Annotated in this window: 23 protein-coding genes and 1 pseudogene; 14 read left to right on the forward strand and 10 right to left on the reverse strand. The window is 44.1% G+C overall.

Annotated features, from left to right (window positions below):
* Positions 1–159: 159 nt before the first annotated feature.
* Positions 160–717, forward strand: coding sequence for a YufK family protein (locus tag V6D41_RS13600; protein WP_087993395.1), 558 nt, complete (start codon positions 160–162; stop codon positions 715–717).
* Between the two features lie 17 nt (positions 718–734).
* Here V6D41_RS13600 and V6D41_RS13605 read toward each other — a convergent pair whose 3' ends face one another.
* From V6D41_RS13605 to V6D41_RS13615, 3 genes are all read right to left on the reverse strand, one after another.
* Positions 735–1148, reverse strand: coding sequence for a thiol-disulfide oxidoreductase DCC family protein (locus V6D41_RS13605; protein ID WP_333518539.1), 414 nt, complete (start codon positions 1146–1148; stop codon positions 735–737).
* 20 nt (positions 1149–1168) lie between these two features.
* Complete coding sequence (locus V6D41_RS13610) at positions 1169–3043, reverse strand: transglycosylase domain-containing protein (protein WP_333518540.1); 1875 nt, start codon at positions 3041–3043, stop codon at positions 1169–1171.
* Between the two features lie 92 nt (positions 3044–3135).
* Positions 3136–4344, reverse strand: a complete 1209-nt coding sequence (locus V6D41_RS13615; protein WP_333518632.1) for a multidrug efflux MFS transporter — start codon at positions 4342–4344, stop codon at positions 3136–3138.
* Between V6D41_RS13615 and V6D41_RS13620 the strand changes: the two genes are divergently transcribed.
* Together V6D41_RS13620 and kapD are read left to right on the forward strand one after the other, a co-directional pair.
* Positions 4247–4450 carry a hypothetical protein gene (locus tag V6D41_RS13620; RefSeq protein ID WP_333518541.1) on the forward strand — a complete coding sequence of 68 codons (204 nt, stop codon included), beginning with the start codon at positions 4247–4249 and terminating at the stop codon, positions 4448–4450. The genes V6D41_RS13615 and V6D41_RS13620 overlap by 98 nt on opposite strands.
* Before the next feature lie 75 nt (positions 4451–4525).
* Positions 4526–5143 carry a 3'-5' exonuclease KapD gene (gene kapD / locus V6D41_RS13625; RefSeq protein ID WP_333518542.1) on the forward strand — a complete coding sequence of 206 codons (618 nt, stop codon included), beginning with the start codon at positions 4526–4528 and terminating at the stop codon, positions 5141–5143.
* A 26-nt stretch (positions 5144–5169) separates the two neighbouring features.
* Here kapD and kapB read toward each other — a convergent pair whose 3' ends face one another.
* The 3 genes from kapB to patB all read right to left on the reverse strand — a co-directional run bounded on the left by kapB (position 5170) and on the right by patB (position 8179).
* Positions 5170–5556, reverse strand: coding sequence for a kinase-associated lipoprotein KapB (gene kapB / locus V6D41_RS13630; RefSeq protein WP_333518543.1), 387 nt, complete (start codon positions 5554–5556; stop codon positions 5170–5172).
* Between the two features lie 45 nt (positions 5557–5601).
* Positions 5602–6888 carry a HAMP domain-containing sensor histidine kinase gene (locus V6D41_RS13635; RefSeq protein WP_333518544.1) on the reverse strand — a complete coding sequence of 429 codons (1287 nt, stop codon included), beginning with the start codon at positions 6886–6888 and terminating at the stop codon, positions 5602–5604.
* 127 nt (positions 6889–7015) lie between these two features.
* Complete coding sequence (gene patB, locus V6D41_RS13640) at positions 7016–8179, reverse strand: cystathionine beta-lyase PatB (protein WP_333518545.1); 1164 nt, start codon at positions 8177–8179, stop codon at positions 7016–7018.
* Between the two features lie 86 nt (positions 8180–8265).
* Between patB and V6D41_RS13645 the strand changes: the two genes are divergently transcribed.
* Complete coding sequence (locus V6D41_RS13645; protein ID WP_148963945.1) at positions 8266–8526, forward strand: YugE family protein; 261 nt, start codon at positions 8266–8268, stop codon at positions 8524–8526.
* A gap of 26 nt (positions 8527–8552) precedes the next feature.
* On the opposite strand, the gene V6D41_RS13650 is transcribed toward V6D41_RS13645, so the two are convergent.
* Positions 8553–9374 (reverse strand): alpha/beta fold hydrolase, encoded by an 822-nt coding sequence (locus tag V6D41_RS13650; protein ID WP_333518546.1) that lies wholly within the window; start codon positions 9372–9374, stop codon positions 8553–8555.
* A gap of 149 nt (positions 9375–9523) precedes the next feature.
* Here V6D41_RS13650 and V6D41_RS13655 point away from each other — a divergent pair, with 149 nt between their 5' ends.
* From V6D41_RS13655 to yugI, 3 genes and pseudogenes are all read left to right on the forward strand, one after another.
* Positions 9524–10024, forward strand: coding sequence for an Lrp/AsnC family transcriptional regulator (locus V6D41_RS13655; RefSeq protein ID WP_148963943.1), 501 nt, complete (start codon positions 9524–9526; stop codon positions 10022–10024).
* Positions 10025–11124: pseudogene (gene alaT, locus V6D41_RS13660) on the forward strand (alanine transaminase AlaT).
* Positions 11125–11324: 200 nt separating this feature from the next.
* On the forward strand, positions 11325–11717 hold the full coding sequence (gene yugI / locus V6D41_RS13665; RefSeq protein WP_087993383.1) for a S1 domain-containing post-transcriptional regulator GSP13: 393 nt from the start codon (positions 11325–11327) through the stop codon (positions 11715–11717).
* 241 nt (positions 11718–11958) lie between these two features.
* Here yugI and V6D41_RS13670 read toward each other — a convergent pair whose 3' ends face one another.
* On the reverse strand, positions 11959–12195 hold the full coding sequence (locus V6D41_RS13670) for a DUF378 domain-containing protein (RefSeq protein WP_010329881.1): 237 nt from the start codon (positions 12193–12195) through the stop codon (positions 11959–11961).
* Between the two features lie 230 nt (positions 12196–12425).
* Between V6D41_RS13670 and V6D41_RS13675 the strand changes: the two genes are divergently transcribed.
* From V6D41_RS13675 to V6D41_RS13695, 5 genes are all read left to right on the forward strand, one after another.
* Positions 12426–13589, forward strand: a complete 1164-nt coding sequence (locus tag V6D41_RS13675; RefSeq protein ID WP_333518547.1) for an iron-containing alcohol dehydrogenase — start codon at positions 12426–12428, stop codon at positions 13587–13589.
* 102 nt (positions 13590–13691) lie between these two features.
* The gene (locus tag V6D41_RS13680) at positions 13692–14864 is read left to right on the forward strand and encodes an iron-containing alcohol dehydrogenase (RefSeq protein ID WP_333518548.1); all 1173 of its coding nucleotides are present in this window, start codon (positions 13692–13694) and stop codon (positions 14862–14864) included.
* A gap of 111 nt (positions 14865–14975) precedes the next feature.
* Positions 14976–16328: a glucose-6-phosphate isomerase gene (locus V6D41_RS13685; protein WP_148963938.1), complete on the forward strand. Its 1353-nt coding sequence runs from the start codon at positions 14976–14978 to the stop codon at positions 16326–16328.
* A gap of 58 nt (positions 16329–16386) precedes the next feature.
* On the forward strand, positions 16387–16761 hold the full coding sequence (locus V6D41_RS13690) for a hypothetical protein (RefSeq protein WP_333518633.1): 375 nt from the start codon (positions 16387–16389) through the stop codon (positions 16759–16761).
* A gap of 60 nt (positions 16762–16821) precedes the next feature.
* Positions 16822–17226, forward strand: coding sequence for a YugN-like family protein (locus V6D41_RS13695; RefSeq protein ID WP_333518549.1), 405 nt, complete (start codon positions 16822–16824; stop codon positions 17224–17226).
* On the opposite strand, the gene V6D41_RS13700 is transcribed toward V6D41_RS13695, so the two are convergent.
* Together V6D41_RS13700 and mstX are read right to left on the reverse strand one after the other, a co-directional pair.
* Positions 17223–18206, reverse strand: a complete 984-nt coding sequence (locus tag V6D41_RS13700) for a potassium channel family protein (protein WP_333518550.1) — start codon at positions 18204–18206, stop codon at positions 17223–17225. The two genes, V6D41_RS13695 and V6D41_RS13700, sit on opposite strands and share 4 nt — an antisense overlap.
* A complete protein-coding gene (gene mstX, locus V6D41_RS13705; protein ID WP_087993377.1) occupies positions 18203–18535 on the reverse strand; it encodes a biofilm formation protein MstX in 333 nt (110 codons plus the stop codon). The genes V6D41_RS13700 and mstX overlap by 4 nt, the downstream gene beginning before the upstream one ends.
* Before the next feature lie 46 nt (positions 18536–18581).
* On the opposite strand from mstX, the gene V6D41_RS13710 reads away from it, so the two are divergent.
* Both V6D41_RS13710 and V6D41_RS13715 read left to right on the forward strand, forming a co-directional pair.
* A complete protein-coding gene (locus tag V6D41_RS13710; RefSeq protein WP_087993376.1) occupies positions 18582–18845 on the forward strand; it encodes a hypothetical protein in 264 nt (87 codons plus the stop codon).
* A 44-nt stretch (positions 18846–18889) separates the two neighbouring features.
* Entirely contained in the window at positions 18890–19567 is a 678-nt protein-coding gene (locus tag V6D41_RS13715) for a zinc metallopeptidase (RefSeq protein ID WP_148963934.1), read from the forward strand.
* The last annotated feature ends 28 nt before the right edge of the window (positions 19568–19595 follow it).

The following is a 19595-nucleotide window of genomic DNA, read 5'->3' on the forward strand; positions in this document are numbered from 1 at the left end:
TTATGATTCCTGCGTACTACTTTACCCTCAAAATGCTGCTTTGTGAAGATTTGGGATCTTAATTCGTAAAAAGGAGAAAAAATGGAATAATTTATCTTGTCAATGCGTTTTAAGTCCTCCATAATAAATGAGGTAGATTATAGAAAGGGACTTTTTTATATGAAAAATACTTATTTGACAGGATACTTTCCGCTGATTGCGATCCTGCTTTTTAGTTCGTCTTTATCGATTTCCACTTCACTTTACGCGTTGAAGCTGCTGTCTTCTTTCGGAATGTATGATGGAATGCTCGACTATTTTTCAGAGAAAGGGATCAGGCTTGCGTTATTTGCTGCCTTTGCACTTTTATATTTTATGGTTCTGTCCGCTCTGAAATTAATTGCGAATACCGTGACCGAACTGTCATTGCTGTTTTTTGCTAATGATCCGGAAGGGAACAACCTGAAAACAATCAGAATGGGTTCCATGGTTTATTTAGGCGGCGGGATTTTATCCTTTGTGCTCTTGCAAAATGTCATCTGGATTGTCATCTGGTTTGCGGTCGTTACGCTTGTTTACTTTGTTTTTATCGTATACCGGATTTATCCAACGCTTTCTCTCATGTCATTAGTCGGATTCATTCTATTGGAACTGCTGTTTTGGTTTACCTTTGTTATCGGTATTCTGTTCATATTTATCAAGCTTTATAATAGCATAATGGCTAGCTTACCTGTGTAAGCTAGCCATTTTTTCGTTTATGGTAAAAATCTTTTTTTAATAGAAGGGGAGGGGAGCATACATTCATTTTTTTTGCCAAACCACTTATAGCGGTTTTTGGCAATAAAAGAATAGATCATATCTCTGACAGGCTTCGGCACTGCGAAAAACAGGACGAAGAGCCGCCATGGGCCCCGCAGATGCCTGAAAACTTTAATGGCTGCAGTTGATTTTGTGTACACTTGGCCGTCTTCAATAAAGACAAAGCTGTCAAACTGATCAGTCGGGAGCCCGCTTTTTTTCAGCAGGCTCTGTCCTGTTTCCGACTGCAACGATGTAAAAGAGATCAATCCGTCTGGATCACGTTTAATGATAAATTGCACGGCGCCATTGCATAAATTGCACACGCCGTCAAACAGCAAAACGCGATTTGGAATTTGTTCTGATGCCACGCCATATCCCCTCCGATCCTTTAATAAGCCGCTTGCAGCGTTCCTTTCCAGATGGAAAGCTGAGGGCTGATGCTGTGAAGATATTCAACGCTTCTCGGTGTATCCTTTCCGACCCAGACACCCATTGTATACGTATCTGTCAGGCCGACGAACCACATATCGTGATAATCATTTGATGTTCCCGTTTTACCGCCAATGTAAGGCGCTTTAAAATATGCTTTTTTCCCTGTCCCGCTTTTCACAACGGAATTCATCAGTTTCTTCAGCTGCATATTCGTGCGAACGCTGAATATTTGAGTCGGTTTCTCATTCCATTTATAAAGCGTTTTTCCTTTTAAGTCTGTCACCTTTGTAATCGCATGGCTCGGCGTATAGCTTCCGCTGTTGCCAAATGTTGTATACGCTTTTGTCATCTCAAGAGGCGTCATGCCGTTTGTAAATCCGCCAAGCGCCGCCGGGAGAAGGTAGTCGCTGTCGACAAGTTTGGCGAAATGGTACGGCTCGATATAACTGAATGCTTTTTGGATGCCCACACGATCCAGCATTCTAATGGCCGGTGTATTGTATGAATTTTTAAACGCAGTATCGATCGTCACTGTGCCGTACGTGCGGTTATTGTAGTTTTGCGGACAATAATCTTTGCTGCAAAACTTGCTGGCATCAATGGTGCTGCTTCCTGTCGCGCCGGTCTGTTCAATATAAGGCCCGTAATCAAGCAGCGGCTTAATGGATGAACCCGGCTGCCTGTATGCCTGATAGGCGCGGTTAAAATCATATTTTTGATAGTTTTTCCCGCCGGATAGAGCGATGATTTGATGCGTCTGGTGATTAATCACAGCCGCTCCGCCCTGGACGTCCGCATACGCGAGTTTGGAATTCATTTGTGCTACCACTTGATTTTGCATGTACGGATCAAGTGCGGTATAAATTTTTACGCCGTCTTTCATCAGTGTACTGACTTTTGCGGACAGCTCGTTTTCTATCTTTTCTTTTTGTTTCCCTGACGCTTTTTGAAGCCGTTTATCAAAGCCTTCTGATTCAGACACCAGCTCAGTGAATTCATCACTGACGTAAGAAACGTAGTCCGGATATTTGTCTTCTCTCTTTTCAACATCCAGTTTGATTTTTTGTTTGACGGCTTTTTTGAGCTCTTTGTCCGTAATGACCCCGGCATCTTTTAACCCTTTAAGCAAACGTTCTTGACGGCTTTTCGTGTAGTCAAAATGCTTGAGAGGATCATATAATGTAGGGTTATTAGGTATAGAGCAGATAAAAGCCATTTCACCTACTGTGAGAGATTTCAGCGGTTTGCTGAAATAGAATTCAGCCGCTGAACCGACGCCGTAAACCCCATTGTTGAAATAAATGGTATTTAAGTAAGCTTCAAGTATTTCATTTTTCGTATACTTTTTCTCTAGCTGATAGGAATACGCGAGCTCAGTCAGCTTACGGCTGAAGGAGCGTTCGTGGCTCAAATACAAGTTTCTTGAAAGCTGCTGCGTGATGGTGCTGGCGCCTTGGTCAATTTTCTTGTCTTTTACATTAGAAGCGGTTGCCCGCACCATTCCCATAAAGTCAAAGCCTTTATGCTCGTAAAAATGCCGGTCCTCAGACGTTAAGAAAATCTGTTTGACTTCCTCGGGAATCTTGTCAAATGGAACGAGCACGCGGTTTTCATGATCGCTGACAATTTCCGAGACAAGGGAGCCGTCCCTGTCATACATGTAGCTGTTCTGAACGAGGCTGATATCTTTCAGATTAATATTTTTATCAAGCACCTGATCCAGGGACTTCATTTGTTTTACTTCTTTTCCGGAAGCGATAACTGTAAATGCAAACAATGGGATTATGCAAAGGAGCAAAATCCATCCGATTATTTTTCGTAACATGGTCACTCTCTTTTCTCCTAAATTCTAGCCATATCGTACCATTCTTTTGAGTTTACGAGAAGGTTAAATTTAGAAGATCCCTCAGTTTTTTCTGAGAATCAGCTTGCTTTGGCATAAGAATCCCTCCGGAACCTCTGCATCATCCAAAGCATGCACGCGCCGGCGAAAAAGAGAAACGCTGTGACATAAAAGACGGCCGAAATTGTAAAATGGCTCGATATGATTCCGCCGATAAGAGGCCCGAGCACGTTTCCTAAAAAGCGAAAGCTGACATTGTAGCCGAGGATTTCCCCTTGAATGCTGCCGGGAGCCTGAACGCGGATCGCTGCCGTAATGCATGGCAGCAAGCCGCCCATCGCCATTCCAAATAAAAATCTGAACACAAGGAGCACGCTGAGTGAGGACGCAAGCGCCTGCGGAATAAAAAAGAAAGAGGCAGCGAGTAAAAGTCCGATTAAAATGCGGCGGTGGCCGTAGCGGTCGCCCAGATCGCCCCATTTTCTAGCCAGCAGCAAACTTCCGAGTCCCGTTGCTGAAAATGCCATGCCGGAGAAAAAGGCCAGATTAACAGGTCCGTGCAGCTCATTTACATATAGAGCGAGCAACGGCTGGATACTGAAATTGCCTGTTTGAATCAGCATGGTTAACAGCATCATGACCCAAAGCGCCGGCTGGTGAAAAATATAGGAGAACACTTCTTTTCTCGTGTAAGTCTTACGTTTGGCTGTCTTCTCTGCAAGAGGCTGTTCTTTGACACCAAATAACACGAGAAGAACAGATGAAAAAATCACAAAGGATGTGATAAAAAAGGTATACGTAAAGCCGAAACGATCAGCAAGCAAGCCTCCCAAAAGCGGGCCGAACAAGCTTCCGGACACTTGCCCCATTTGCAGCGTGCCGAGTGTTTTGCCGGCTGAGTTCTTCGGAGTCTGTGCCGAAATCATCGCAAGAGAGGTCGGAATAAATCCGGTTACAAGCCCCATTGCCATACGCAGAAAAAACAATTGGTACACCGATGTAACAAAGCCCATGAATAAAATGCTGAGGGCAATGCCCGTTCCGGTTGCCATAAGGATTTTCTTGTATCCGTGTTTGTCTCCGAACCGCCCCCAAAACGGCGATACCAAAAACGCCATGAGAAATGTAATGCCGAACACATAGCCGCTCCACCTTTGCACAAAGCCGTTTGAAAAAGTGCTGAGCGTCTCAATGTATAAGGAGAGAAAAGGAACGATCATCGTTGTGCTGGCTGAGACAAAAAAGTTCGCCAGCCACACAATGACGAAGTTCTTCTTACGGATAGAAATAAAATCACCTTCTTATTATTTCGGGTTCCTTACCAATTATAAAGAAACGATTCACGATTTAAAAGAAACAAAGCGGCTGGGAAAATTCATTATTTTTAGAAAATGAAGAAAGGTCGAGAAGGTGAATTGATATACTATAAAGATAGTATTTTCTGATCGGAGGAAAGGCAGGTGTAAAAAGGTGACGACAAACAGCTTACTCATTATTGATTTCGAATTTACGATGCCTGAGGGGAAGTACAGTCCGCAAAACTTTTTCCCGGAAATCATTGAAGCCGGAATTGTAAAGTCGGTTGATGATGAAGTAGTTGAGACGTTTTCTAGCTATGTCAGGCCGAAAAAATTCCCGAAGCTTACGAAACGCTGCAAATCATTTTTAAATATAAGCCAAAAACAGGTAGATGAGGGGATGAGGTTCGAGGATTTCATCCGTAAACTAAACGAGCTGGACCCTGAGAAAAATAGCACAATTATTACGTGGGGGAACATGGACATGAAGGTACTGAAGCAAAACTGTATGTTTAACCATATTCCATTCCCTTTTAAGGGGGAAATGAGAGATTTATCGCTCGAATACAAAAACTTTTTTGGAGACCGGACACTGACGGGTTTGTGGAAAGCTGCCGAGGAGTATGGAGATGCCGGAACGGGCACCCATCATAAAGCGCTTGATGATGCCCTCACAGCACATAAGCTTTTTAAGCTTGTTGAACAGGATAAGCAGTATCTCGAAAAGCCAAAACCGCCGACAATCGGCGAAAGAATCGATTTATCCGAACTGTTCAAGCGTGCAACGTAAAAAACCCAATCTTTTGTCAGACTGGGTTAAGGCCGGTTAAAATACTCTTTTTCTAAAATATCCAGATTATTCAGGGAGCGCTTTGCCCACTCCGAACCATCCTCATTTAATTTGGCTCTCAGCTGTGCTGCCGCCTCCCGCAGAGACTCGTTATAATCTGGCACTTCACCGTCATAAGGCTTCACCATATGATGGGGGATGTTGGTCTGTTCACCGTATGCGAGCGCTTTTCTCTCATGAAAAAACGGCACATCCGCCTGTTTTGGATGATGAAGGTCTCCTTGAGCGGGATGGGTGAGAACCGCTTTGATTTTCACTAAATAATGTTGCGGCCTGCAAGCGGTGATTTCTCCTATGTATACACCTGTTTTATAAAATCCTTTAACGAAAGAGCCTGTCTCAAACGTGCTCATTTGTCATCACCTCGCCTTTATTCTATTAAAGTTCCTCTCGATTTGCTAGTGAGAAAGGTTGGCGGGAAGTTTAATTGTTACGGTGGTACCTCTTTGGAAACTGCTGTTAAACGAAATGGTCCCGTGATGATGTTCAATAATTGAAAAGGTTACGGAGAGCCCGAGCCCCGTTCCATTTGTTTTTAATGAATAATAAGGTTCGCCAAGTTTTTGCATCTGATGGTCTGTCATGCCGACCCCGTTATCTGAGATGTTTACCATAATCGTATGGCCGCTTCTTTTGGCTAATACGTGAATCATTCCCTTCCCATGGGGAACCGCTTCAATGCTGTTTTTTATCAGGTTGATGACTGCCTGCTTCAGCTTTGTTGCGTCTCCGTATATAAAAAGGCCCGGATCTGCTTCAGCCTCGACAGTTACAGACTTATAATTGGCATACGATACCATAAGGGAGCTTGTCTCTTTGATAAGCGCTGATAAATCAAAAACTTCTTTTTCGTACAATTGCTGTTTGGCCATATCGAGATAGTTTGTAATAATGCCTTGCGCCCGGTCAAGCTCTGACAGTACAAGCTTTTTGTAATCCGCACTCGATTGGTTTTGAAGGGTTTCGTCATTAAAAAGCAGCTGGACAAACCCGCGGACAACAGTCAGCGGATTTCTGACTTCATGAGCGACGCTCGCTGCCAGTTCACTCACAATCGTCATTTTTTCTGAATGGATCAGCTGTGAACGCAGGGCGATATTTTCGGCGATGCTTTCGATAATATAGATGCTTAAAAGAAGAACGCTGGAGCGGAACAGCCCTGAGACAGCCGCCTCATAAAGTAAAATTCCTGAATTTTGAAAATTTAAAATATTTAAGGCAGAAAAAATCAAGCTGGAGGCGTAAACCAAGAAGATCTCCGAGCAGCCGATCAATAAAGTCAGCATCAGCTTTCTCGCTTTGGACATGAATGGCCATTTTTTCTGAAATAAAATTGGGATGAGAATAAGAAAAGGCAGCAAAGTGAAAACAAACATTGCGGAAGGTTCATAAAACAGCAGTTCAAAACATAAGACAGATACGGCGACTGTAAGTCCGGAAGCAGTACTAATGTAAAATAAACAAATGATGATAGGAATCATCTGAAGGCCGTACTGTATGTAGTCCATTTCCCGAATAGGGAATATAATGCATAAAATGGAGGCGCCGCACGCGAATAACGTGACCAATACGCTGTTTATTTTTGGCACAAGGATCGCCGGCTTTTCGAGCCAAAACACTTGGTAAAGAAGAATAGGAAACAAAATAAAGCAAATATGCAGGAGGTAGTCTTTTAGAATTTCCATTCGTTGTGAAATCCTTTCGTATAAAATATGAATCTATTATAACACTAAATATTAGAAGGGAAAAATGAAATTCCTTTATTAAGAACACCTTTACGAATGAAGACGTAAAGGCGTTCAACAGTTATATTTACGCTAATGCCGCTTTGATGCGGCGCAGGCCGTCCTGCAAGGTTGCGAGAGAGCATCCCGCGTTCAGGCGCATAAACCCTTCTCCGCCAGGCCCGTATTTCGTCCCGGGCTCTAAAATGATTTTTCCCTTTTTCAGCATCCTTTGCTGAAGCTCCGCGTCGGACAAGCCGTAAGCGCTGAAATCGAGCCAGATCAGGTATGATGCATCCGGTCTCATCATTTTAACTTTTGGTAGCTCGGTGCTCAAAAAGGCTTCTGCTTCGTTCATGTTTTTCTCAAGGTAAGAGATCAATTCATCGAGCCATGGCCCGCCTTTTGAATAAGCGGCTTCGATCGCAGTGACGGCAAACGCGTTCAGCCCGCCTAAACCGTTGTGCAGCAGGTTTGCGGAAAACTTGGCGCGCTTCAGCCGATCCGGAATAATGATGGCCGACGCCTGTAATCCGGCGATATTAAATGTTTTGCTTGGCGCAGCACATGTCACGGAAATCTCGGCGAAATCGTCAGAGAGAGAAGCGAACGGCGTATGTTTGTGACCGTACAGCATTAAATCGGAATGGATTTCATCTGATACAATTGTGACGCCGTGCTCAATACACAATTCGCCGAGCTTCAGTAAATCTTCCCGTCCCCATGAACGTCCTGACGGGTTATGAGGATTGCATAAAATGAACAATTTGACGCTTGGATCACTAAGCTTCGCCTCCAAATCTTCAAAATCTATTTCATATGCGCCTTCTTTTTCGAGCAGCGGATTATGTAAAACATGCCGGCCGTTTTTCTCAATCATATGGTAAAAGGGCGTGTAAACAGGAGGCTGGACAACCACTTGATCTTCAGGTTCCGTGAAAGCTTGTACCGCCATGCTCAAAGCTGTGACAACGCCAGGGCTGAATGTAATGCTTTCCGGGTTTACCTTCCAGCCGTGCCTGCTTTGCATCCATCCGCACACAGCATCCTTCGTTTTTTGATCTGGAGCCGTATAACCGAAAATCCCGTGGCTGAGGCGCTCTTTTAATGCTTCAGTTATTGCTTCCGGCGCGCGGAAATCCATATCTGCCACCCACATCGGGAGTGCGTCTTCCACGCCGAATAATTCGCCTGTTTTGTCCCATTTGACCGATTGGGTGCCAAGGCGTTCTTCTCGTTTATCAAAGTTCATTCTGTTACCCCCTCATGTATGTTTATTCTTCTTAGCGTAACTATGATAAAATAAAACTGCAAATTTTATTATAAGCGGTGATCAATATGGAAGAAAGTCAAGCGGTCAGGGAAATGATCAAGATCATTGCCAAATGGGACCCGTTTAAATATGGAGAAGAGTTTTATGAAACCGAGGCTGTTGATGTCGTACAGGCGGTCTATGATGAAGACGATCCCAACGTGCTGGCGAAAAGCATTCAGGGTATATTTGAAGCTTCTTTTGAACAAACGCTGCCGATCGGCAGCTGCCGGGAAGTGGCTGGCCAGCTTTTATTCATTAAAAACAGCAGCTCCTGCACGCCTTAAAAAACCGGTATCAATCCGGTTTTTTGTTATTTGATAAACTCTGCAATGTGTTCTGAAACGAATTCAGGCTGTTCCTCAGGCACCAGATGCCCGGTCTGGCCAAGTGAGTACAGTACGGAATCAGGCAAATCCCTGTGCAGCCGTTTACCAATCTCCACAGGGACAATTCGGTCCTCCTCGCCCCAAATCAATAGAGCAGGCTTGTTCATTTTCTTTAATTGCTCGGATTCTAAGTCTCCTTCTCTATGGCGGATAAACTTTGTCATGGCTCTGAAAATCTCCTCGTCTTGAAACGGCCTGCCATAGCCGTCAATCATCTCCTCATCAATCAGCGATTTGTCATGCACAACATTCAATAAATTTTTCACCACGCCTTCTTTCGAAAGCCAGCGCTTAATATAAAGATGAAAATACGGGAGGTGGGTCCCGAAAATGATCGTCGGGTGTGAACGTTTTAAATACCCTGAACTGCAGAGCAGTACAACCTTTGAAAAAAGCTCCGGCTTTTGCAGCGCAGCAGCCAGCGATATCTGCCCGCCCATAGAATGGCCGACAAGCGCAGCTTGTTTTACTTGCAAGTGTTCCAAAATCCTAATGACAAGCTTAGCGAGATTTTGATATGTATAGATAAAGGTTCTTGATTTTTCAGATTGGCCGAAAGGAGGCAAATCAAGTGCGATGATGTCGTACTTGTCCCGAAGTAGAGGGATTACTTTTCTGAAGCTGAAGGCAGACGATAAAAAACCGTGTACGCAGACAAGTGTTTGCCTGCCCGGATTTTGATAATGTTCGTAGTATACATTTACCCCATCGACTGTAAGCCGCCTTATTGGTGAAATCGCCTCCATCCGTGTCACTCCCTTTCATGTGATGTCTGTATTATGCCCTGAAATTGTCAATTCTAGCGGAAGTTTCTCCTCGTTTTTTTCTTAGCATTCGTCAAAAAACGTGATATAATGTCATGAAGATTTCTTGACATTGCAAAGGTGTGAATTGAATGAAATTGACAGAAAAAGAAACAGAAATATTAGAAATTTTAGACGAAAACAGCCGCGCCGATTTAGAAACAATCGCAAAGATGGCGGGCATCCCTGTCAATGAAGTAAAAGCAATTATTGACAAACTGGAAAAAGAAAAGGTTATCATCGATTATTCTGCTATGATTGACTGGCGAAAAGTCGACGGACATGAAGGTGTCACAGCCATGATTGACGTCAAAGTAACGCCGAAGCGGGGAGTCGGTTTTGATGAAGTGGCGGAACGCATTTACCGATTCCAAGAGGTTGAATCAGTTTACCTGATGTCAGGCGTGTACGATTTATCTGTCGTGATTCGCGGTCATTCGATGTCTGACGTAGCGCGTTTTGTTTCAGATAAACTGTCAACCCTTGATTCAGTTGTATCGACAACCACTCATTTTATCCTGAAAAAATACAAGCATGACGGCAAAGTGTTTGAAGCAGGAGACGACGACAAAAGAATCGTGGTGTCACCGTAAATGACTTCGTATTTATCTGACTATGTACAACAAATAAAACCGTCCGGCATCCGCAAATTCTTTGATTTGGCGGCAACGATGGAAGGCGTGATTTCTTTAGGCGTCGGCGAACCTGATTTTGTTACTGCATGGAATGTCCGCGAAGCAAGCATTCTTTCTCTTGAACAAGGATATACGTCATACACTGCCAATGCCGGTTTATACTCATTGCGTGAGGAAATCAGCCGTTATTTGAGCAGCAGGTTTGACCTTCGCTATTCGCCAGACAATGAGCTCATTGTGACCGTAGGGGCGAGTCAGGCTTTGGATATTGCGATCCGCGCTATTGTGAATCCAGGTGAGGAAGTCATCATTCCTGAGCCGTGTTTTGTGGCGTACGATGCGCTCGTTTCTTTGGCAGGCGGCATTCCGGTTCAACTGAAAAAACAAAAGCCATTCTCATCTGCTCGCCATCGAATCCGACAGGTTCGGTTTATTCGAAGGAAGAGCTGAATGAAATTGCGGAGTTTGCCAAAAAACATGACGTAATCGTCTTAGCCGATGAGATCTACGCGGAGCTGACATATGATGAGGAGTTCACAAGCATAGCGGCATTACCGGAAATGAAGGAACGGACGGTTGTCATCTCGGGCTTTTCAAAAGCGTTTGCGATGACGGGCTGGAGGCTCGGTTTTGCAGCAGCGCCACCTGTGATTCGGGATGCAATGCTTAAAATTCACCAGTATGCCATGATGTGCGCGCCGGCAATGGCGCAGTTTGCCGCCTTGGAAGGCCTGAAGAACGGCATGGAAGATGTAGAAAAAATGAAAAAAAGTTATCGGAGAAGACGGAATTTGTTTGTGGAAACGCTCAATGAAATCGGCCTCAGCTGTCATCATCCAGGCGGCGCTTTCTATGCTTTTCCATCCATCAAAAGCACGGGGATGAGCTCGGAGCAGTTTGCCGAAGAGCTTCTGACACAGGAAAAAGTGGCTGTTGTTCCGGGAAGTGTGTTTGGTCCGAGTGGTGAAGGCTATATTCGCTGTTCATACGCAACCTCGATCGAGCAGCTTCAAGAAGCGTTAGTCAGAATGAAGCGCTTCCTGAACAAAACGACATAAAAAAAAGATACGAACCTTTTGTTCGCATCCAATAAAAGGGGGGAATACTAGAAAGCCTTTGGTATTTGCAGTTTACCCCCTTTTCGCTATGCTTAAACCTAATTTTTTATAAAAGTTTTCTTTGCGGAAATAAAACATCTGTGATATAATTTTAAATTGCGTATAAACAGATATTTAATTTAACTTAGGAGTTGTTATGAATGGCAGCAAAATTTGAAGTGGGCAGTGTTTACACTGGTAAAGTTACAGGATTACAAGCGTATGGTGCGTTTGTTGCATTAGATGAAGAAACTCAAGGTTTAGTACACATTTCTGAAGTCACTCATGGTTTCGTAAAAGATATCAATGAGCACCTTTCAATTGGCGACGAAGTACAAGTAAAAGTACTTGCTGTTGACGAAGAAAAAGGAAAAATCAGCCTTTCAATTCGTGCGACACAAGCTGCGCCTGAGAAAAAAGAAAGCAAACCAAGAAAACCTAAAGCTGCGCACGTAAGCGAAGAAGCTTCTGCACCACAAGGTTTCAACACATTAAAAGATAAGCTTGAAGAGTGGATTGAAATGTCCAACCGCAAAGACCTTATCAAAAAATAAGCATGAAAAAAGCACCGGACAGGAATGTTCGGTGCTTTTGATTTAATGCAAAGTCCCAAAACACTATATTTTGGGACTTTTTCTCCTTTTTCAGCGTGATTGAAAACCTTTGAAGTCTAGGAAGGGCGAGCATTGGAGCACAGCGAATGTACAATTCGTGAGCACCAACGCGCAGACCTGACAACGAATGCGAAGGTTTGTCAACTCGCTGAAGCACCGAAATGTCCGGTGATTTTTTATCCTATCGCATCTCAGGATTTGCTGCCTCTTCACGAGATGTTTGCTCGTTTGGCTTAAACAGCAGACCGAGGTTGATTAATCCGGCGATTCCGACAAGTCCGTAAATGATACGGGAAAGGGCTGACCCTTGACCGCCGAAGATGGCCGCTACTAAGTCAAATTGGAAAAATCCGATCAGTCCCCAGTTAATGGCGCCAATGATGGTTAAAACAAGACAAATTCTCTGGATAGTACTCATGTTTTGCAACCTCCTCCATGAATTATTAAAACAGTTATAGATTGTGACATATTGGAGAATCTATACATGCATTCTCCATATTGAGGGAAACTGTTCTGCCCTCGCCTATATGAGTTTCTTTCCCAGCATCTTGCAATATCAAACCATACGATATGCCGCCCGGTGAGAGCTGATTGCTTTACATACAGTAAGGACATTCTGCATAATAAATAATCTAAGGAGGAGATGTCATGCAAAACTTTACATACTGGAATCCGACCAAATTAATTTTCGGGCGCGGGGAAGTGGAAAGACTGCCGGAGGAACTTACACCTTACGGGAAAAACGTATTGCTTGTCTATGGAGGCGGAAGCATTAAACGCAGCGGCCTGTATGATCAAGTGATTGAACAGCTGAATAAAGCTGGAGTGACAGTGCATGAATTAGCGGGCGTAGAACCGAATCCGCGTGTGTCGACTGTTAATAAGGGTGTTGCCCTTTGTAAAGAACACAACATAGATTTCTTGCTGGCTGTCGGCGGCGGAAGTGTCATCGACTGTACAAAGGCGATTGCTGCAGGAGCGAAGTATGATGGTGATGCGTGGGATATCGTCACGAAAAAATATCAGCCGAAGGACGCTTTGCCATTCGGAACCGTATTGACTCTCGCTGCGACTGGTTCTGAAATGAACTCAGGCTCGGTTATTACAAACTGGGAAACAAAAGAAAAATACGGCTGGGGCAGCCCGCTTGTATTCCCTAAATTCTCGATTCTCGATCCGGTGAATACATTCACAGTCCCTAAAGATCACACGATCTACGGTATGGTTGACATGATGAGCCACGTATTCGAACAATACTTCCATCATGTATCAAACACGCCATATCAGGACCGTATGTGTGAATCACTTCTGCGCACAGTCATTGAAACTGCGCCTAAACTGATCAATGATCTCGAAAATTACGAATTGCGTGAGACAATCCTGTACACAGGAACAATTGCGTTAAACGGCATGCTTTCTATGGGTGCAAGAGGGGATTGGGCAACTCATAATATTGAACATGCGGTATCAGCCGTTTATGATATTCCGCATGCCGGCGGACTGGCGATTCTGTTCCCGAACTGGATGAGACACACATTGTCTGAGAACCCTGCCCGCATGAAACAGCTTGCAGTTCGTGTGTTTGATGTTGAAGAAGCTGGTAAAACAGATGAAGAAATTGCACGTGAAGGTATCGATAAGCTGTCTGCGTTCTGGACAAGCCTGGGCGCTCCGAACCGTCTTGCTGATTACGATATTAATGATGAGCAGCTTGATACAATCGCTGACAAGGCTATGGCTAATGGAACATTCGGCCAGTTTAAATCACTCAACAAAGAAGATGTGCTGGAAATTTTAAAAGCATCTCTATAAAACAAGGGGGAAGCAGCTGTTTGTCTGCTTCTCTTTTTCTTTTTATCAATTTATGCTAAAATGAAAAATCTTTTTTTACCAGCAACATTTGGAGGTTTTACAATGGAAAATTTCACTTATTATAATCCGACGAAGCTGATCTTCGGAAAAGGTCAGATTGAACAATTAAGAAAAGAATTAAAACAATATGGCAAGAATGTACTGCTTGTCTACGGCGGCGGCAGCATTAAACGCAACGGCCTGTATGATCAAGTTACAGGCATTTTAACAGAAGAAGGCGCATTTGTTCATGAGCTGTCAGGTGTAGAGCCGAACCCGCGTCTTGCGACAGTGGAGAAAGGCATAGACCTATGCAGAGAGCATGACATTGATTTTCTGCTTGCTGTCGGCGGCGGAAGTGTCATTGACTGCACAAAAGCGATTGCTGCCGGTGTCAAATACGACGGCGACGCTTGGGATATTTTCAGCAAAAAAGCAACAGCAGAGGATGCGCTGCCATTCGGCACTGTTTTAACTCTTGCTGCGACAGGCTCTGAAATGAACCCTGATTCCGTCATTACAAACTGGGAAACAAACGAGAAATATGTATGGGGCAGCAATGTGACTCATCCGCGTTTCTCTATATTAGATCCTAAAAATACGTTCACTGTCCCAGAAAATCAAACCGTATACGGCATGGTTGACATGATGAGCCACGTATTTGAACAATACTTCCATAATGTTGAAAATACGCCGCTTCAAGACAGAATGTGCTTTGCGGTTCTGCAGACGGTTATCGAAACAGCGCCTAAGCTTCTTGAAGATCTGGAGAACTACGAACATCGTGAAACGATTTTGTATGCAGGGACAATCGCTTTAAACGGCACGCTCCAGATGGGCTACTTCGGCGACTGGGCTTCTCATACAATGGAGCACGCCGTTTCAGCTGTGTATGATATTCCGCATGCGGGCGGACTGGCGATTCTGTTCCCAAACTGGATGAGATACACGCTTGATACAAATGTCGGCCGCTTTAAAAACCTTATGCTCAACATGTTTGCCATTGATACTGACGGCAAAACAGATAAAGAAATTGCGCTTGAAGGCATCGACAAGCTGTCTGCATTCTGGATAAGCCTCGGCGCGCCTTCCCGTCTTGCCGATTACAATATCGGAGAAGAAAAACTTGAGCTGATTGCTGATATCGCAGCCAAAGAAATGGAACACGGCGGCTTTGGCAACTTCCAAAAACTGAACAAAGATGACGTGCTCGCCATCCTTCGCGCGTCTCTATAAACCCAGAGGGCGGAATCCAATCATTCCGCCCTTTCTTCTTCACTTGATTTCACAGATAAGTTCATATAAAGTGAAAGATGAAAACATTATACCGTTATGGAGGGACAAGCAATGACGCATGTACGCTTTGACTACTCAAAAGCGTTGACTTTCTTCAACGAACATGAACTTACATATCTGCGGGACTTTGTAAAAACAGCACACCATAATATTCATGAAAAAACAGGCGCTGGCAGTGATTTTCTAGGCTGGGTGGACCTCCCTGAACATTATGATAAAGAAGAATTCGCGCGCATCAAAAAAAGCGCGGAAAAAATCAAATCTGACTCTGATGTATTGCTTGTTGTCGGAATCGGCGGTTCTTACCTTGGGGCGCGGGCTGCGATTGAAGCGCTTAATCACGCGTTTTATAACACTTTGCCAAAAGCAAAACGCGGCAATCCGCAAGTTATTTTCATCGGAAACAACATCAGTTCATCCTATATGAGAGATGTCATGGATCTTCTTAAAGATGTGGATTTCTCTATAAATGTGATTTCTAAATCAGGTACGACAACTGAACCTGCAATCGCTTTCCGTATTTTCCGCAAGCTTCTTGAAGAGAAATACGGCAAAGAAGAAGCGAAAGCGCGGATTTACGCGACAACTGATAAAGAGCGCGGCGCATTAAAAACCCTTTCTGATGAAGAAGGCTTTGAAACATTTGTCATTCCTGATGATGTCGGCGGCCGTTATTCTGTATTAACAGCTGTTGGCCTCTTGCCGATTGCTGTCAGCGGCGTCAACATTGACGACATGATGAAAGGCGCACTGGATGCGAGCAAAGATTTTGCAGCATCTGAATTGGAAGAAAACCCTGCATATCAATATGCGGTTGTTCGCAATGTACTTTATAATAAGGGCAAAACAATCGAAATGCTCATCAACTACGAGCCGGCGCTTCAATACTTTGCGGAATGGTGGAAGCAGCTGTTCGGAGAAAGTGAAGGGAAAGATGAGAAGGGCATTTATCCTTCTTCAGCTAACTATTCAACAGACCTTCATTCATTAGGCCAGTATGTACAAGAAGGCCGCAGAGATTTATTTGAAACGGTGCTGAATGTAGAGAAACCTAAACATGAGCTGACAATCGAAGAAGCGGATAACGATCTTGACGGCTTAAACTATTTAGCCGGAAAAACGGTCGATTTCGTTAACAAGAAAGCGTTCCAGGGCACAATGCTTGCCCATACAGACGGAAATGTTCCGAACTTAATCGTTAACATTCCTGAGCTTAACGCATATACTTTTGGATACCTTGTATATTTCTTCGAAAAAGCCTGCGCGATGAGCGGTTATCTCCTTGGCGTCAATCCATTTGACCAGCCTGGAGTAGAAGCGTATAAAGTCAATATGTTTGCGTTGCTTGGCAAACCTGGCTTTGAAGAGAAAAAAGCAGAGCTTGAAAAACGTCTGGAAGAGTAATGCGAGAAAGCTGACTGGCATGTGCCGGTCGGCTTTTTATAAAATCAGAAAGGTGCTGATGTTCATGAAACAAATGGTTAAACATCTCATCATTGCCGGTTTTTCTGCAGCTGTTCTAAGTCTCCTTATCTCCCTCGATTCCGTGTACACAGCGTTTTCTTCAAGCTATAGCGGTACACTATTACACTTTTTCATCTACGCCTTACTTCTTATTGGTTTGCCGCTTGCCCTTTTTACCGATGCGGTACACCGGATGATGCAATTAAAACGATCCCATACCCTGTTCACTAAATTAGGACTCTATGCCGCAGTTGTTTATCTTTCATGGGAATCGGCTGCAGGACTTGCAGCGGCAATGGCTGTTTACTTTTTAATTGAATGCGCTTTCTTTTCTGTTGGCCGTAAGAAAGAAACAACAACGATTTCCATGTAGTTCGCCTTTGAATGAAGTCTTGTTCGGCAGGACAGGATAAGTGAAAAAAGGGGCATTTTGATGATTACAATACCTTCCGCGATAGATGGGCAGTCTTTTCTGCTTCAAGAACTGGAACAAGTCATGAAGCCGCTCGGTTATGGAATAAACGGCGGCTGGGAATACGATCACGGCTACTTTGATTATAAAATTGATGATCAAGACGGCTATTTGTTTTTAAGGATACCCGTCAATGCGGTACAGGGCAGTCTCGATGAACGAGGGGCGGCCGTTCGGATCGGCACGCCATTTATGCTGAGGCAGGTGTTTCAGTCGGGTCTTGACGACAATGCCGAGGGAGGTCCGTTTCAATCACTGTTTAATCAATTTTCCGAGCCGGAAAGGCGTGACGCGGAAATTGACCCTGCGTATTTAGATATCGGCGCCTCTCTTGTAAAAGAGTTGGAGGATGTTCTGCTGCATTAGATCGCAAGAAATTGGTCTGTTTCGAGCACTTTATATGTAAGAGGAGGGGAAATCACCAGCCCTTCCTCTTTTTGTACGCCGATAATTGTAGTGTTGTGATCAAGGAAATAGATGACACACGTTTTGTAAGCGGCTCCCTTTAGATGATCAGGAACAGAAAGAAGCTTTACATGTTGATCGAGTGTCAGATTGATTCCATTCTGCTTAGACGGCTGTAATTTGACTTGGTAATGCTGCAGTATCGCTCGGCTGATAAATTCTGAAGTTCCGATGATTTGATTAGCGCCTGCCCGCTCCGCATTGGTGACAAAACGGTCAGTCAAAATCTCGACGATGCAGTAAGCAAGGGGGTTAAGCCCTTTAACAGATAAAAGAATCAACACTGACAGCATATCTGCTTCAGTTTCACTTTTATACTGATCGGCTGTAATCATGACGGATTCAGCTTCAGTAATATTGGCCCGTTTCAGTGTCTCATCATCTGCAGCATGGCCCCGTATGAAATGAAGGTTTTCGATAAGCGGGCCTTCTTTCAAAGATTCATCAATCAGCACTACCGTCTTGGAAGGATTCGCAAGCTGCAGCGCCTTCAGCAGCCGGTTAGTTTTTTCGTTCCATCCAATCAGAATAATGTGGCCCCGCCCTTTGTAAGCAACTTTTCCTTCAATGTAGCGGTGCTGTCTGCTGAATGCGGCCGCTGATAACGTGGCGAAATAGGCGGTGACAAAGCTTGCTCCAGTCAAAATCAGCAGTATTCCGGCTGCCTGTCCCAGCGGCGTGTGCGGCACATAGTCTCCATAGCCGACTGTCGAAACGGTAACAACAGCCCACCAAATACCTTCAAATACCGAAGTGAACTGTTTCGGCTCAAGTATATAAATGATTTGGCCGAACAAAAGAATCAGAAATAAAATAATAACCCCGATTCGGATAAATAACGGCCACCTGAGCCACGAAATAAATATCCGATTTGATTTCATTCTTTTTCTCCTTCTTCAGATAATGAGATGGATAAAATCTGTTTAATAATCGTATTTAATTTCTCATTTAGCTTTTCCTGGCCGTACATATCCCGGGCCTGTTTCATCAAATCGGCTGTATCATCTTCAAGCTGAATAAGTGGTTCATCGATTTCCGAGTCATTATAAAGCTGGATAAATGCATCCAGCCCTTCATTCATTCGGTCGATTGCTGTGCTCAGCTGTTCCTTTTCCTCACTCGTCACTTTCATGGCTTCCATCACACCCGTGCTTTTTTCTAACAGTATGTCCCACTTCAGGTGATGTTTTTCAAAAAATGAACAAAACATATAAAAACGGGTTTCTCCATAAACTAAAGCAAAAAGGATGAAAAAGATGACGATCATTCAAAGAACGATCGTGGTTTTGATCGGAACCCAGTTGGCGGCATCCGCGGTGATTTTGTTTATTTTTGATTTGAATTCATATAATCACTTTTCCGGCGGCTTCTCCTGGCTTCATTTTTTGAAGAAGAATGTCGGCGGCTTTGCCTTTTATTTGTTTTCAGCAGGACTGTTCTTTCTGCTGATCGGAATGTGTGTCCCGAGCCGGAAGAAGAAGCGCATTTCTGTACACGAGAAAGAAAACTCATTAAAATAATCGTAACAAAGAAAGATTTGATCATAGAAAAAGGATGATGAAAAATGCTGTTTATATTTTTAACAATAGCCGCATTGGGATTGTCGTTTTGGGCACAATTTAAAGTGAAGAGCAACTTTCAAAAATATTCAAAAGTGGAAGCCTCAAGCGGACGTACAGGGGCAGAAACGGCAAGACGGATTTTAGATATAAACGGTCTTTACGACGTGCCGGTCGAACCGGTAAGAGGCACTTTAACAGACCATTACGACCCGACAAGACGGGTGGTGCGTTTATCTGAGCCGGTCTATTACGGCCGCTCAATTTCCGCCATATCCGTTGCTTCCCATGAAGTCGGACATGCCTTGCAGCATCAGGAATCATATGGTGCGCTTGTGCTGAGACATAAAATCTTCCCAGTCGTGAATTTTGCATCAGGTGTAGCTCCTTTTCTTTTCTTAGGCGGCATGCTTCTCGGCAGCCTGAATCTGATCGGGCTTGGCATCATTCTGTTTTCAGCCGCTGTCTTTTTCCAGCTGATTACACTGCCTGTCGAATTCAATGCGAGTTCACGCGCGAAGCAAATTATTGTGTCAGAAGGATTCATCCGAAACAATGAAGAGAATGGGGTAAATAAAGTGCTGAGCGCCGCCGCCTTAACGTATGTGGCCGCCGCCCTGGTATCCCTGTTTGAGCTTCTTCGCTTTGTGATGATCTTCTTAAACGGTCGTAATGAGAACTAACGTTAAGGAGGTGGCCCCTTACCATTTA

Origin of the sequence: Bacillus sp. 0102A (assembly GCF_036765155.1) — a bacterium.
Taxonomy (GTDB): domain Bacteria; phylum Bacillota; class Bacilli; order Bacillales; family Bacillaceae; genus Bacillus; species Bacillus subtilis_G.